The organism is Caulobacter sp. BP25 (genome assembly GCF_002737755.1).
In the GTDB taxonomy this organism is placed as follows: domain Bacteria; phylum Pseudomonadota; class Alphaproteobacteria; order Caulobacterales; family Caulobacteraceae; genus Caulobacter.
The window spans coordinates 144569-158405 of record NZ_PEGH01000018.1 but is presented as its reverse complement, the minus strand read 5'-3'; the positions used below and the strand labels follow the sequence as shown (position 1 = coordinate 158405).

The following is a 13837-nucleotide window of genomic DNA, read 5'->3' as shown; positions in this document are numbered from 1 at the left end:
CCTCGCCAAGAGCCGCGTTCAAAAGGCGCTTGCCTGGCCTACGCCTTCGCCCTCTTCCGCTCGACATAGCGCCGGACGCGTTTGCGGGTCCGTTTGAGCAGGCGCCAGCGGGCCTTGCGCAGCACGAGCTTCTCGGTGCGCAGCATCTGTTGCCAGACGACCAGCAGCACCTCGGGCTCGCGGCGCATCAGGCGACGGATCGGGAAGACCAGCTTGGGGTGGCGGCGCTGCCAGCGGATGAAGGTCTTGCGCGCCTGGAACGAGTAGCGCAGCACGATCATCAGCCCGATGACCAGCAGCGGCAGGCCGACGTGGCCAGGCAGCGGCGTCAGCACCGCGCCGGCCAGGATCACCAGGGCGCCGAGGCCGATGGCGGCCCAGCGATAGGCCCGCGCCGCAGATTCCCGTAGCAATAGCGCCAACCGTGCGCGGCGACGGGCTCGATTTCTGACGCCGAACGTCGCGGCAGTAAGGGTCACTGGCCGCTGCGCCTGGCCGCCCGGCGCTTGAGGGATTTGCGCCAGCGGATAGCCAGACGCCACTTGCGCGGCATGATCAGGCGCTCGACGCGCAGGGCCTGTTGCCAGGCCACCAGCACGACCTCCGGCTCGCGGCGCAGCAGGCGACGCAGCGGGAAGATCAGCTTGGGATGGGCGTGCTGGAAGCGGACGAACTGCTTGCGCGCCTTGAACGAGTTGCGCAGCACCAGCATCAGGCCAACCACCGTCAGCGGCAGGCCCATGGGCCCCGGCAACGGCGCGATCGCGATGCCGCCGATCACCAGCAGCACACCCACGCTGAGCAGGATCACGCGCAGAAAGCGCGCGATGAGCTCACGGGCGAGATCATCGGCGGTGCGTCGGGCGCGCGGCATGGCGAGGACAAGAACAGTCATGGGAGGACAAAGAGCTTGCGCTACGCATGCTCCCTGGATCAGCCAGCCAGCTCCGACGCGCAACCCCGATATGTGGAGCGATGAAGGCGCCGTAAAGGCGCCCTCTGGTCGCAAGTGGGGCCTTGAAAATGCTATTCAGCCGCTAGTGGCGCCGGGGCCACAGGTTTCCACCGCAAGCGTGGCTTTCGCGCCGCTTGCGTCTCGTCCAGTCGGCGCAAGGGCGCATGGAACGGCGCGCCCTTGAAGCGCTCCGCATCACCCGCTTTTGCCGCGCCAGCCAGGGCGCGCAACGCTGCGACGAAGCGGTCCAGCTCCTGGCGGCTCTCGGTTTCGGTCGGCTCGATCAGCATCGCGCCGTGGACGACCAGCGGGAAGTACATGGTCATCGGGTGGAAGCCCTCGTCGATCATCGCCTTGGCGAAGTCGAGCGTGGTGACCCCCGTGCCTTCCAGCCAGCTGTCGTCGAACAGGGCCTCGTGCATGCACGGACCTTCGGGGAAGGCCGGGCTCATCACGTCCTTCAGACGGGCCTTGATGTAGTTAGCGTTGAGGACGGCGTCCTCGGCCGCCTGCTTCAGGCCGTCAGCGCCGTGGCTGAGCATGTAGGCGTAGGCGCGGACATACATGCCCATCTGGCCGTGGAAGGCGCTCATGCGGCCGAAGGCGGTCTCGGCGCTCGCCTCGCCGGCGTGCTCGACCAGATCAAAACCGTCGCCGTCGTGGACTAGCCAGGGCGTCGGGGCGAACGGCGCCAGAGCCTCGCTCAGCACCACCGGACCCGCGCCCGGACCACCGCCGCCGTGGGGCGTCGAGAAGGTCTTGTGCAGGTTGATGTGCATGGCGTCGACGCCCAGATCGCCCGGACGCACCCGGCCGACGATGGCGTTGAAGTTGGCGCCGTCGCAGTAGAAGTAGGCCCCGGCCGCGTGAGTCAGGCGGGCGATCTCGACGACATCGCGCTCGAACAGGCCGCAGGTGTTGGGGTTGGTGACCATGATCGCGGCCACGTGGTCGCCGAGCTTGGACTCAAGATCCTTCAGGTCGACGCGGCCGTCTTCCGTCTGGGCGATCTCGACGACGGTGTAACCGACGAAAGCCGCCGTGGCCGGGTTGGTGCCGTGGGCGCTGGTGGGCGCGAGAACCGTCTTGCGATGGCCATTGCCGGCCGCCTCGTGGGCGGCGCGGATGGCCAGCAGGCCGCACAGCTCGCCGTGGGCGCCGGCCTTGGGCGACAGAGCGACGGCGGGCATGCCGGTCAGGGTCTTCAGCCAGTGGGCCAGACGGTCCATCAGCTGCAAGGCGCCCTGCACGGTCGAGGTCGGCTGCAGCGGGTGGATGTCCGAAAAGCCCGGCAGGCGCGCCATCTTCTCGTTCAGGCGCGGGTTATGCTTCATCGTGCACGAGCCCAGCGGATACAGCGCCAGGTCGATAGCGTGGTTCTTTTGGGACAGGCGCACATAGTGGCGGACAGCTTCCGGCTCCGACAGGCCCGGCAGGCCGATCGGCTCGGACCGCAGCAGGCCGGCCAGATCGCTGGACGGGGCGGCGGCTTCGGGCAGATCGACGCCGGTCTTGTTCCAGCCGTCCCGTTCGAAGATCAGGGCCTCGTCCTGGAGCAGGCCGCGCGCGCCGGTCAGGGTTTCGTGGGCGACGGGCGCATCGTTAGCGGCTTCGGGGCGCGTGGGGCGGCCGACGTTATTCATGCTCATTGGCCCACCACCTTGGTCAGAAGCTTGGTCAGGAAAGTGATGTCGATATCCAGCGTCGTCTCGGTCGCGGCGACCAGCAGGACATCGTCCAGGCCCGCCTTCGCGTCGAGGCGCGAGAACGGCACGCCGGCCAGGACGCCGTGGCTGGCCAGGGTCTCGACCAGTTCGGCGGCCTTGCCCGGCACGCGGACGGCGAACTCGTTGAAGAAGCGCGGCGTCAAGACCTCATAGCCGGGGATCGCCGCCAGGGCGTCGCGCAGGGCCAGCGCCTTCTGGTGGTTCAAGGCGGCCAACTTGCGCAGCCCCACCTCGCCCAACAGGCTCATGTGGATCGAGAAGGCCAGGGCGCACAGTCCGCTGTTGGTGCAGATGTTCGAGGTCGCCTTGTCGCGGCGGATATGCTGCTCGCGGGTCGAGAGCGTCAGCACGAAGCCCCGCTTGCCGTCGGCGTCGACCGTCTCGCCGCACAGGCGGCCCGGCATCTGGCGGACGAACTTTTCCTTGCAGGCAAAGAGGCCGACATAGGGGCCGCCGAAGTTCAGGCCGTTGCCGATCGACTGGCCCTCGGCCACAGCGATATCGGCGCCCATCTCGCCGGGCGACTTCAGGAGGCCGTATGAGACCGCCTCGGTCGTCACCACGATCAGAAGGGCCCCGGCGGCGTGGGCGGCCTCGGCGATCTTGGTCACGTCGGTGACCGTGCCGAACACGTTCGGGGTCTGGACGACGACGCAGGCGGTATCCTGGTCGATCGCGGCGATCACCGCGTCTTCGGCGTCGATCGCGGCCGGCATCCGGGCCGTCTCCACGCCGGCGGCGTGGGCCAGGGTCTCGATCGCCCCGACATAGTGCGGGTGGACGCCGCCCGACATCACCGCCTTGTTCCGGCGGGTGACACGCTGGGCCATCATCACGGCCTCGGCCGCGCCGGTCGAGCCGTCATAGAGCGAGGCGTTGGCCACCTCCATGCCGGTCAGCGCCGCGACCTGGGTCTGGAACTCGAACAGGACCTGCAGCGTGCCTTGAGCGATTTCCGGCTGATAGGGCGTGTAGCTGGTCAGGAATTCCGACCGCTGGATGATGTGGTCGACCGTGGCTGGCACATGGTGGCGATAGGCGCCGGCGCCGCAGAAGAACGCCCCCTCGCCCGCCGCGCGGTTGCGCTTGGCCAGGGCGGCCATCTCCCGCTCGACTTCCAGTTCGCCGGCGTGGTGCGGCAGGTCGACCGGCGCGTCGCGGCGGGCCGGGGCCGGCACGTCCACGAACAGATCGTCGATCGACTTCACGCCGATCACGCCGAGCATCTCGGCGCGGTCTTCGGGGGTCAGGGGGAGATAGCGCATCGTTTCTTGCCTAGCTTGTCATCCCGGCAGGCCGAAGGCCGAGCCGGGATGACAGGGAAATTAGAGGGTGCTCAGGAACGCTTCGTACGCGTCGCGGTCCATCAGGGCGTCGACCTCGGCCGGGTTCGACAGCTTGATCTTGGCGAACCAGCCGCCGCTTTCCGGCAGGGCGTTGACGGTTTCCGGCGTATCGGAAAGCTCGGCGTTGCCCTCGACGACCTCGCCCGACACCGGGGCGTAGACGTCCGAGGCGGCCTTGACGCTCTCGACCACGGCCAGGCCGTCGCCCTGCTTCACGGTCTTGCCGGCTTCCGGAACCTCGACGAACACCACGTCGCCCAGTTGCTCGGCGGCGTAGGCGGTGATGCCGACGGTGGCGATGTCGCCCTGGACGACGACCCATTCGTGATCTTTGGTGAAACGCATCTCAGTCGGCCCTTGGATTGGATTAGAGTTTGCGAACGTAACCGTTCGGAACGAACGGGCTGGCGACCACCTCGGCGGCGGCGGCCTTCCCGCGAACGATGACCTTCAACTTCGTCCCGATCGCGGCGAAGGCGGGCGGGGCGAAGCCGATGGCGATGGGGTAGCCCAGGCTGGGGGCGAAACCGCCGCTGGTGACCTTGCCGATCACGGCGCCGGCCTCGTCGGCGATCTCGGCGCCTTCGCGGGCCGGAGCGCCTTCCAGCACCTTCAGGTTCACACGGACGCGCGACAGCTCGCCGGCCAGTTCCTTGGCGATGCGGGCCGCGCCCAGGTAGTCGCCGGCCTCGCGACGCGACTTGCCGACGGCGAAGTTCAGGCCGGCCTCGATCGGCGAGACGGTCTCGTCCAGGTCGTGGCCGTAAAGCGGGAGACCCGCTTCCAGGCGCAGGCTGTCGCGCGCGCCCAGGCCGATCGGCTTGACGCGTTCGTCGGCCAGCAGGGTGTCCCACACTCGCTCGGCGGCGTCGGCGGGCACCGAGATCTCGTAGCCGTCCTCGCCGGTGTAGCCCGAGCGCGAGATGATCGCGTCGACGCCGAAGGCCGTCAGAGCCTTGGTGTCCATGAACACCATCTGGGCGGCTTCGGGGATGTGGGCGGCCAGCACGGCGGCGGCGTCGGGGCCCTGCAGCGCCAGCAGCGCGCGGTCCTCCAGACGAGTCACGATGGCCTCGCCAGCCAGCTCGCGGGCGATGATGGCGTAGTCGTTGTCCTTGCAGGCGCCGTTGACGACGACGAACAGACCATCGTCATCCGGACGCGCGGTCATCAGGTCATCGACGATGCCGCCGTCGGCGTTCAGCAGCACGCCATAGCGCTGCTTGCCGGCTTTCAGGCCCTGATAGTCGGCCGAGACCACCTTCTCAAAGCTCTTGGCCGGGTTCTCGCCCCGGATGCGGGCCTGGCCCATGTGCGAGACGTCGAACAGGCCGGCGTGTTCGCGGGTCCAGAGATGCTCTTTCAGCACCCCGTCCTTGTACTGCACCGGCATGGAATAGCCCGCGAACGGAACCATGCGGGCGCCCGCCGCCACATGGGCGTCGAAAAGCGGGGTCTTCTTGAGATCTTGGTCAGACAACGCGTCTTGGCTGGACAAAGGACTTGGGCTCCAAGCGGGGTCGGCGACAGGACCGGCCTCCGCCGGTTGGTCGCCCCCGCTGTCCCTTGGACCTGAGAGATTCCGGCCTCGCCCCTCTGCCGGACGGGTTTGGCCTTGCTCCTTCGGCGAGCCCCTCTTTTGGAAGGGACTGCTTTCCAGCGTTTCTAAACCCGCGCGGTCCTTTTGCCTGAGCGTTTCCGGGGCGGTTGCGCCTTCGGCCTCGGGAGCGAATCCCGATGTCTCCCGCGAGGGTCATCGGCTCAATGCGGGAGGGGTCGACCGGAGTCAAGCGCGCGCCGCGTGTCCGCCGCGCGAGGCGGGCGTTTTCCTGGTCTGAGCCGCCTGGGACATCAGGCCGCAGCCGAAACTTTCCGCGCGTTAACCACTCGCGGCGAAGCTTGCGGCGCTTCACAGCAGGACCCTCCATGACCATCCGCATCCGCGACGCCCTCAACATCTTCGCCGGCTGTCTGCTGCTGGGCTTCGTCCTGGCCACGGCGACGGCGGTGTTCTCGCTGATGGAGCTGCGCGTGGGCGGCCCGCTGTCGCAGAAGCAGACACAGTCGTATGAGTTGCTGGCCGACATCCTGCCGCCGCCAATGTACCTCGTGGAGTCGATGCTGATCGTCCACCACGGCGCCGAGGACACCGGCCAAGCGGACGCGACGCTGAAGGCGCTCGACAGCCTGCACCAGCAGTACGACGCCCGGCGCGCCTACTGGAAGACGATCGACCTGGCCGACGACATGCGTAAGGCGCTGGATGCTTCGGACGTCGAGGTGCAGGCGTTCTGGAAGGTCGTGGACGGCGAATATGCGCCGGCCCTGAAATCCGGCGACGTGATCGGCATCAACACGACGATCGCCAAGCTCGAGCCCATCTACGCCCGCCACCGCAAGGTCATCGACGAGCTGGCCGTGCTGTCCCAGAAGGGCGCGGAGGCGCAGGCGCATAAGGTCGAGAAGGCCACCTGGCTTGTCATGTCGCTGCTGGCGGCGGTCAGCTTGGCGATGCTGGCGATCGTGGTGGTCGGCGTCGGGGTCCTGCGCCGGTTCGTGGCAACGCCGCTGTCCAAGATCACCGATTACATGGGTCGCCTGGCGACGGGCGACTACAGCCACGAGGTGCCGCTACAGGCCCGCCCCGACGAGATCGGCGACATGGCGCGCTCGATCGCGACCTTCCGCGCCGCGGCCCTGGAACGCCAGGCCGCCACCAGGGCGCAGCTTGAGCACGAAGAGGAAGCCCGCCTGCAAAGCGCCGAGGAGGCTCGCGCCGAGGAGCGCGCCCTGCGTCAGCGCGTCGCCGACAGCCTGGGCGAGGGCCTGCGTCGCCTGGCCGCCGGCGACCTGTCGGCCCGCCTGACCAGCCCGTTCCCGGAGGACTTCGAGGGGCTGCGCCGCGACTTCAACAGCTCGATGGAGACGCTGGAGCACGCGATCCGTCAGGTGCTGATCACCACCGGCGCGGTCGATAGCGGCTCGCGCGAAATCTCGACGGCTTCCGACGACCTGGCGCACCGCACCGAGCAGCAGGCCGCTAGCCTGGAGGAGACCGCCGCCGCGCTCGACCAGGTCACCGCCACGATCCGCAAGACCGCCGAGAACGCGGCTCAGGCCCAGGAAGCCGCCTCGGTCAGCCGCAGGCTGGTGGGCCAGTCCAGCGCCGTCGCCACCGAGGCGATGACCGCCATGGAGCGGATCGACGTCTCGTCCCAGAAGATCGGCCAGATCATCACCGTCATCGACGAGATCGCCTTCCAGACCAACCTCCTGGCCCTGAACGCTGGCGTCGAGGCGGCCCGCGCGGGCGAGGCGGGCCGGGGCTTCGCGGTCGTGGCGCAAGAGGTGCGGGCGCTCGCCCAGCGCTCGGCCGACGCCGCCAAGGAGATCAAGACCCTGGTCACCGACGCCTCGGACAGTGTGCAGAGCGGCGTGGGCCTGGTGGTTCGGGTCGGCGAGGAGCTGGGCAACGTGGTCGACCACTTCGGCCGCATCGAAGACCTGATCAACGATATCGCCTCTGCCGCCCGCCAGCAGTCGACGGGCCTGGCCGAGGTCAATACCGCTGTCGGCCAGATGGATCAGGTCACCCAGCAGAACGCGGCCATGGTCGAGGAGACCACCGCCGCCAGCCACACGCTCACCCGCGAGGCGGGCGAGCTAGGGGCTCTGCTCAAGCGCTTCCAGGTCAGCAAACAGACTGGCCCGGCCGAGATGAAGACGCCGCAGCGCAGCCGTCCGGGTCAGGAAACCCAGGCGGCCTAAGGCCTACATGCGCTCCGGCGCTTCGATGCCAAGAAGGTCCAAGGCCAACTCCAGCTGGCGCAGGGTCGTCTCAGCCAAGGCCAGGCGCGAGGCCCTCAGAGCGTCGCTGTCGGCGCTCATGATCGGACAGGCGGCGTAGAACTTCGAGAACGACTGGGCCAGCTTGTAGGCGTGCTCGGCGACGAAGTTCGGGGCCTTCTTGTCGTAGGCTTCCGACAGAGCGCCCTCGAAGGCGTCCAGCAGCATGGCCAGATCGCGCTCGGCCGGCTCGCCGATGATGATCTCGCCCACCATCGCGCCGGCCTCGGCGGCCTTGCGCAGCACGCTCTTGATCCGCACCGACTGGTACAGCAGGTAAGGTCCGGTCTTGCCCTCGAAGCTGGTGAAGCGGTCGAGGTCGAAGACGTAGGACGTGCCGCGGAAGTTTTGCAGGTCGGCGAACTTCAGGGCCGCGACGCCGACCTTGTGTGCGGTCTCTTCGAAGGCCTCTTCCGACAGCTCGGCGCCCAGGCCGGCTTCGCGCAGGCGCTCGCGGGCCTTTTCGCGGGCCATCTCGATCAGGTCGTGCAGCTTCAGGACGCCGCCGGCGCGGGTCTTGAACGGCTTGCCATCGGCGCCGTTCATCGTGCCAAAGCCGATGTGCTCCAGCGAGCCCTCTTCCGCATAGCCGGCCAGATAGGCGGCGCGGAACACCGTCTCGAAGTGCAGGGCCTGGCGCTGGTCCACGCAATAGAGGATCAGGTGCGGGTCGAACGCCTGGCGGCGATCCAGGATCGTGGCGAGATCCGTCGTGCCATACATGGCCGAGCCCTCGGACGAGACGACCAGCAGCGGCGGCACGTCCTGCTTGTCGTCCTCGCGCGAGACTCGGACGATGCGCGCGCCCTGGTCCTCGACCAGCAGGCCCTTTGCCTCCAGCTGATCGACCATCGGCCCGATCAGGTCATTGGCGTCGCTCTCGCCCTTCCACAGGTCGAAGTCGACGCCCAGGGCGTGGAATTCGCGCTCCAGGGCCACGCGGCTGACCTTGACGAAGTGGCTCCACAGCACGCGATAGCCGTAGCGGCCGTTCTGCAGTTCGGCGGTCGCCTTGCGGGCGCGCTCCTTGAACGCGGCGTCTTCTCTTTGACGCAGCGAGGCGGCCGGATAGATTCGGTCGAGGTCGGCCAGGCTGATGCGGGCGTCGAGCTCGGCGTTCAGCGCCGCCACGTCGGCCGGATCGGCGCCGTCGGCGGTCTGCGGCAGCTTTTCGACCAGGGCGGCGATCGCGGCGTCCTTGTCGAGGATGGCGCTAATCAAGAGGCCCATCTGGAAACCCCAGTCGCCGAAATGGGCGTCGCCCAGCACCTCGTCGCCCCGGAAGCGGTACAGGCGCTTGATCGACTCGCCGATGATCGAGGCGCGCAGGTGGCCCACGTGCATCGGCTTGGCGACGTTGGGGCCGGCGTAGTCGACCAGCACGCGGCGCGGCGCGTCCAGCACCTGGGCGCCGGTCCGGGCGTCGGCGGCGATCTCGCGGGCGCGGACCGACAGGGCCTCGTCGCTGACCCGCAGGTTGATGAAGCCGGCGCCGGCGATCTCGACCGAGGCGAGACGCGGATCGTCTTTCAGGATCTCGACCACTTGCGTGGCGATCTCGCGCGGATTGCGCTTGGCGCTCTTGGCCGCCGCGAGGGCGCCGTTGCACTGGAAATCAGCCAGGTCGGGGCGGTCGGAGGCGGTGACGCGTCCGAATTCGGGAGGAAGTCCTGCGGCCTGGAACGCGGCCGAAGCCGCCTCGCTCAAGGACCGCTTCAAATCGTTCATTGCTTGGTGGAAGTCCCTGGTTGAACCTGACCGGCCTGGACGCGGAAACGCTTGCCGTCACGGTTGAAGGCCGCCATTTCCGGCGTCACGTCGAAGCCGATCAGGACCTCGAAATTGCCGCCGCTGACCTTGGCGTCGGCGCGCGGGATGGTGATCTGCTCGATCGTCTCGGTGGCGTAGGTGCGGTCCTGACCGACCGGGAAGCTCACGGGCAGGTCGAAATATTCCTTGGCGATCACAGCCTGGTTCCGCTCGGTCACCGCCACCCAATAGCGATAGACGTGCTTGTCGCCCTGGGCTTGAGGTCCCTTGCCCAGCTGGAACAGCGCCTCGATGCGGATCTTGATCGGCTCGTCGCCCTTATAGGCGCAGCCCGAAGCCAGGCTCTGGATCTCGCCGGTGAAGCCGGCTTGCCCAGCCGACTCCTTGGCGTCCTTGAACTCGACATAGCGGCTGGCGTCGTACAGCACCTTCACGAAGGGGCACGGACCGGCGTTGCGCAGCTGCTGCAGCGGCGCCTTGGGCTGGTTCCACTCCTCGTCGCGCTTCTTCCTCTTGGCGGCGTCGTCTTCGCCCCCGCCCTGGTCGCCGCCGGGGCCGCGCTGGGCATAGGCGGCCGTCGCCGTGGTCGCGGCGATCGAAACGGCCATCAGGGCGCTGAGGGCGAGCGTGAAATTGCGGCGCATGAAACGTCCGGTGCAAAGAAGACAGAGCCAAGCGGAGCCACGGGGGCCCCTTCGGCGTCATGCAGCCTGATAAAGGCATATGCGTGACGTCGCAACGACGCAGACTCCTGGCGCCCAGCGGCTGGAACCACTAGTTTCCGCGCCATGAACGCCCACGCCCCCGTCCGTCGCCCGATCTCGCTGCTGCTGGCCAGCCCGCGCGGCTTCTGCGCCGGCGTCGATCGCGCCATCCAGATCGTCGAGCGCGCCGTCGAGAAATTCGGCGCCCCGGTCTATGTCCGCCACGAGATTGTCCACAACCGCCACGTGGTCGATCGGCTGAAGGCTCTGGGCGCGGTGTTCATCGAGGAGCTGTCCGAGGCGCCCGACGATCGCCCGGTCGTGTTCTCGGCCCACGGCGTGCCCAAGTCGGTGCCGGCCGAGGCCAAGGCGCGCGAGATGATCTTCCTCGACGCCACCTGCCCGCTGGTCTCCAAGGTCCATGTCGAGGCCCAGAAGCACTATGACGCCGGCCGCGAGATCGTCCTGATCGGCCACGCCGGCCACCCCGAGGTGATCGGCACCATGGGCCAGCTGCCCGAGGGCTCGGTGACCCTGATCGAGGACATCAACGACGCCGCGACTTGGGAGCCCAAGGACGCCGGCAACGTCGCCTTCCTGACCCAGACAACCCTGTCGGTCGACGACACCGCCGAGATGGTCGCCCTGCTGCGCGAGCGCTTCCCGGGCATCGCCGCCCCGCACAAGGAAGACATCTGCTACGCGACGACCAACCGTCAGGACGCGGTCCGGCGCCTGGCCGAACAGGCCGAGCTTGTGCTGGTCGTGGGCTCGAAGAACTCCTCGAACTCGGTCCGCCTGAAAGAGGTCGGCCTGAAGGCCGGCGCGCGCGAGGCTCACCTGATCGACGACGCCTCGGGCATCGACTGGACCTGGTTCGAGGGGGTCTCGCGCGTGGGCCTCACCGCTGGGGCGTCTGCTCCGGAAGACCTGGTGCAGGGCGTCATCGACGCGATCGCCGCCCGCTTCGACACCTCCGTCGAGGAACTGGTCGAGGCGCGCGAGACGATTACGTTCAAGCTGCCGCGGCTGCTGACGGCGTAGGGTGGATGGCGGGCGTCGACTGTTAAGGTATCGTGGCGCCAATGCAGCGGACCTCACCATTAGTGATCACCGGCTGGCGGGCCGTTCTGCTCGCCCCCATAGCCGTGCCGCTCGCTCTGCTTGCTAGTTTTTGGCATGGAAAGAAGACTGTCGATCGTAGCGCGGACGAAGTCGCTGGCTTCCTCCGTGACTTCCTCGACAACAATGGTGGTGAATGGGACTGGGATGAGTTCGAGAGCTGCCCGATCACCGATAACGGGCCATTGCGCCCGGTGCTGACCTTCACCAAATTCTGGAGCATGCAGAACGCCTCGCCGAGGCAAGGTCCGCCTAGGGCCGCCACCCGACCTCCCGAGGTCGGTGCGATCCTTAAATCTCTTGGAGGCTGCAGCGTGCAGGGCTGATCAGGTTGGTCAAGGACCGCCCCGCGGGCGGCCGCTCCGCGGCGGCGAAGCCGTCCTTGAGCAACCTGATCAGCCCTGCGATCGTCTCGCCGTGAGATGTAAGGATGGCCCCTTCCGCGAGGAAGGGCGCCTGACGGAGACCGGCAAGGCCCACCACCCCCTTGACCGCCAGCGCCGGCTCCCGCATCCCCGCGTCATGGCCGTCTATACCGACATCACCGACGACGAACTCTCCGCCTTCCTGGAGGGCTATGACCTGGGGGCGCCGCTGGCGTTCAAGGGCATCGCCGAAGGCGTGGAGAACTCCAACTTCCTGCTGGAGACGGAGAAGGGTCGCTACATCCTGACCGTCTACGAGCGGCGGGTGAAGGCCGACGACCTGCCCTATTTCCTGAACCTGCTGACCTGGCTGGCCGACAAGGGCTATCCCAGCGCGCGGCCCGTGCCGGATCGCAAGGGCGCCACGCTGGCGACCTTGCGCGACAAACCCGCCGCCATCGTCGAGTTCATGCCGGGCCTGTCGGCGCGCAAGCCGACCGTCGCCCACTGCCGCGAAGCCGGCGAAGGTCTGGCCTGGCTGCACCTAGCCGGCGAGGGCTATCCCGCCCGTCGCGCCAACGACCTGGGCCAGGCCGCCTGGGCGCCGCTGTTTGCCAAGCACCGCAAGGCCGCCGAAGCCCTGAAGCCGGGTCTGTCGGCGACCATCGACAACGACCTGGCGCAGCTGGCCCTGATGTGGCCGCGCAACCTGCCCTCTGGCACGGTCCACGCCGACTATTTCCCCGATAACGTCTTCTTCCAGCAGGACGGCAAGTTCGCCGCAGCGATCGACTTCTATTTCGCCTGCGACGACAGCTATGCCTACGACGTGGCCGTGACGCTGAACGCCTGGTGCTTCGAGGCCGACGGCAGTTTCAATGTCACCGCCGCCAAGGCGCTGCTGAATGGCTATGAGCGCCGCCGACCGCTGAGCCCGGCCGAAAAGGAAGCCCTGCCGATCCTGGCGCGCGGCGCGGCCATGCGCTTCTTCCTGACGCGCCTGGCCGACTGGGGCGCGACGCCCGCCGGCGCGCTGGTCAAGCCCAAGGACCCGCTGGAGTACGAGCGCAAGCTGGCCGTCCACCGCGAGGGCCTTGTGCTGTTCGCATGACGCCGAAGGTCACGATCTATACCGACGGGGCCTGCAAGGGGAATCCGGGCCCCGGCGGCTGGGGCGCCATCCTGTTCTATGGCGACAAGAAGAAAGAGATCTGCGGCGGCGAGCCGGCGACGACCAACAACCGCATGGAGCTGATGGCCGCCATCCAGGCGCTGGAACTCCTGAACCGCCCCTGCAAGGTCGAGCTGCACACCGACAGCCAGTACGTCATGAAGGGCATTCAGGAGTGGATTCGGGGCTGGAAGGCGCGCGGCTGGAAGACGGCCGACAAGAGCCCGGTCAAGAACGACGACCTCTGGAAGCGGCTCGACGCCGCCCGCTCGCGGCACGACGTCGACTGGCGCTGGGTCAAGGGCCACGCCGGCCATCCGCTGAACGAACGCGCCGACGCCCTGGCCAATGAAGGCCTGCGCCAGGCCAACCCGCGCTTCGGCTAAAGGCGGCCCGGCTCCGGCCCTTCGGCGAACGGCAGGCCCTCGTCGGCCCAGCCGGTGATCCCACCGATCATCAGCTTCACCGGACGCCCCAGCCGCGCCAGCTTCAACGCCGCGCGGTCGGCGCCGTTGCAGTGCGGACCAGCGCAATAGACCACGAACAGGGTCTCGGCGGGCCATGACGCCATGCGCTCGGCGGTGATGTCGGCGTGGCGCAGGTGCAGCGCGCCTGGCACATGGCGGCGGGCATAGGCCTGGGGCGAACCCACCACTTGTAACAGGACAAAGTCGACCTGGCCGGCCTGCATCGCGGCGGCGACGTCGGCGCAGTCGGTCTCCAGCGACAGGCGCGCGGCGAAGTGGGCGGCGGCGACCTCGGGCGAGGCGGCGGGAATCTCGGACACAAAGCTCATTGGGGCCTCCGTTTTGCGAACGCCACAGACTTGCC

The 13837-nt window shown here is 68.1% G+C and carries 14 protein-coding genes and 1 riboswitch; of the genes, 5 read left to right on the top strand and 9 right to left on the bottom strand.

The window, feature by feature from the left end:
• Positions 1-38: 38 nt before the first annotated feature.
• The 6 genes from CSW59_RS14650 to gcvT form a co-directional block, all read right to left on the bottom strand.
• Positions 39-479, bottom strand: a complete 441-nt coding sequence (locus tag CSW59_RS14650) for a hypothetical protein (protein WP_099444739.1) — start codon at positions 477-479, stop codon at positions 39-41.
• Positions 476-895, bottom strand: a complete 420-nt coding sequence (locus CSW59_RS14645) for a hypothetical protein (protein ID WP_099444738.1) — start codon at positions 893-895, stop codon at positions 476-478. The genes CSW59_RS14650 and CSW59_RS14645 overlap by 4 nt, the downstream gene beginning before the upstream one ends.
• A 131-nt stretch (positions 896-1026) precedes the next feature.
• Positions 1027-2604, bottom strand: coding sequence for an aminomethyl-transferring glycine dehydrogenase subunit GcvPB (gene gcvPB, locus CSW59_RS14640; protein ID WP_099444737.1), 1578 nt, complete (start codon positions 2602-2604; stop codon positions 1027-1029).
• On the bottom strand, positions 2601-3947 hold the full coding sequence (gene gcvPA / locus CSW59_RS14635) for an aminomethyl-transferring glycine dehydrogenase subunit GcvPA (RefSeq protein ID WP_099444736.1): 1347 nt from the start codon (positions 3945-3947) through the stop codon (positions 2601-2603). Before gcvPA ends, gcvPB begins: the two co-directional genes overlap by 4 nt.
• 60 nt (positions 3948-4007) lie before the next feature.
• Entirely contained in the window at positions 4008-4391 is a 384-nt protein-coding gene (gcvH, locus tag CSW59_RS14630; protein WP_255408983.1) for a glycine cleavage system protein GcvH, read from the bottom strand.
• Positions 4392-4395: 4 nt separating this feature from the next.
• A complete protein-coding gene (gene gcvT, locus CSW59_RS14625) occupies positions 4396-5526 on the bottom strand; it encodes a glycine cleavage system aminomethyltransferase GcvT (protein WP_099444734.1) in 1131 nt (376 codons plus the stop codon).
• A gap of 168 nt (positions 5527-5694) precedes the next feature.
• A riboswitch (glycine riboswitch) is annotated at positions 5695-5785 on the bottom strand.
• A 169-nt stretch (positions 5786-5954) separates the two neighbouring features.
• On the opposite strand from gcvT, the gene CSW59_RS14620 reads away from it, so the two are divergent.
• Positions 5955-7796, top strand: coding sequence for a methyl-accepting chemotaxis protein (locus tag CSW59_RS14620; protein ID WP_099444733.1), 1842 nt, complete (start codon positions 5955-5957; stop codon positions 7794-7796).
• A gap of 3 nt (positions 7797-7799) precedes the next feature.
• Here CSW59_RS14620 and argS read toward each other — a convergent pair whose 3' ends face one another.
• A complete protein-coding gene (gene argS, locus CSW59_RS14615) occupies positions 7800-9602 on the bottom strand; it encodes an arginine--tRNA ligase (protein WP_099444732.1) in 1803 nt (600 codons plus the stop codon).
• Complete coding sequence (locus CSW59_RS14610) at positions 9599-10288, bottom strand: Tat pathway signal sequence domain protein (RefSeq protein WP_099444731.1); 690 nt, start codon at positions 10286-10288, stop codon at positions 9599-9601. Before CSW59_RS14610 ends, argS begins: the two co-directional genes overlap by 4 nt.
• A 144-nt stretch (positions 10289-10432) precedes the next feature.
• Between CSW59_RS14610 and ispH the strand changes: the two genes are divergently transcribed.
• The 4 genes from ispH to rnhA all read left to right on the top strand — a co-directional run bounded on the left by ispH (position 10433) and on the right by rnhA (position 13392).
• Positions 10433-11392, top strand: a complete 960-nt coding sequence (ispH, locus tag CSW59_RS14605; RefSeq protein ID WP_099444730.1) for a 4-hydroxy-3-methylbut-2-enyl diphosphate reductase — start codon at positions 10433-10435, stop codon at positions 11390-11392.
• 41 nt (positions 11393-11433) lie between these two features.
• The gene (locus CSW59_RS20630; RefSeq protein WP_143755003.1) at positions 11434-11796 is read left to right on the top strand and encodes a hypothetical protein; all 363 of its coding nucleotides are present in this window, start codon (positions 11434-11436) and stop codon (positions 11794-11796) included.
• Between the two features lie 196 nt (positions 11797-11992).
• Positions 11993-12946 (top strand): homoserine kinase, encoded by a 954-nt coding sequence (gene thrB / locus CSW59_RS14595; RefSeq protein WP_099444728.1) that lies wholly within the window; start codon positions 11993-11995, stop codon positions 12944-12946.
• Complete coding sequence (gene rnhA, locus CSW59_RS14590) at positions 12943-13392, top strand: ribonuclease HI (RefSeq protein WP_099444727.1); 450 nt, start codon at positions 12943-12945, stop codon at positions 13390-13392. Before thrB ends, rnhA begins: the two co-directional genes overlap by 4 nt.
• Here rnhA and CSW59_RS14585 read toward each other — a convergent pair.
• Positions 13389-13802, bottom strand: coding sequence for a rhodanese-like domain-containing protein (locus CSW59_RS14585; protein ID WP_099444726.1), 414 nt, complete (start codon positions 13800-13802; stop codon positions 13389-13391). The genes rnhA and CSW59_RS14585 overlap by 4 nt on opposite strands.
• Between the last annotated feature and the right edge of the window lie 35 nt (positions 13803-13837).

Coding starts and splice junctions, on each gene's coding strand:
- CSW59_RS14645 (WP_099444738.1), bottom strand. CDS start 895: ATGACTGTTCTTGTCCTCGCCATGCCGCGCGCCCGACGCACCGCCGAT.
- gcvPB (WP_099444737.1), bottom strand. CDS start 2,604: ATGAGCATGAATAACGTCGGCCGCCCCACGCGCCCCGAAGCCGCTAAC.
- gcvPA (WP_099444736.1), bottom strand. CDS start 3,947: ATGCGCTATCTCCCCCTGACCCCCGAAGACCGCGCCGAGATGCTCGGC.
- CSW59_RS14620 (WP_099444733.1), top strand. CDS start 5,955: ATGACCATCCGCATCCGCGACGCCCTCAACATCTTCGCCGGCTGTCTG.
- argS (WP_099444732.1), bottom strand. CDS start 9,602: ATGAACGATTTGAAGCGGTCCTTGAGCGAGGCGGCTTCGGCCGCGTTC.
- CSW59_RS14610 (WP_099444731.1), bottom strand. CDS start 10,288: ATGCGCCGCAATTTCACGCTCGCCCTCAGCGCCCTGATGGCCGTTTCG.
- ispH (WP_099444730.1), top strand. CDS start 10,433: ATGAACGCCCACGCCCCCGTCCGTCGCCCGATCTCGCTGCTGCTGGCC.
- CSW59_RS20630 (WP_143755003.1), top strand. CDS start 11,434: ATGCAGCGGACCTCACCATTAGTGATCACCGGCTGGCGGGCCGTTCTG.
- thrB (WP_099444728.1), top strand. CDS start 11,993: ATGGCCGTCTATACCGACATCACCGACGACGAACTCTCCGCCTTCCTG.
- rnhA (WP_099444727.1), top strand. CDS start 12,943: ATGACGCCGAAGGTCACGATCTATACCGACGGGGCCTGCAAGGGGAAT.
- CSW59_RS14585 (WP_099444726.1), bottom strand. CDS start 13,802: ATGAGCTTTGTGTCCGAGATTCCCGCCGCCTCGCCCGAGGTCGCCGCC.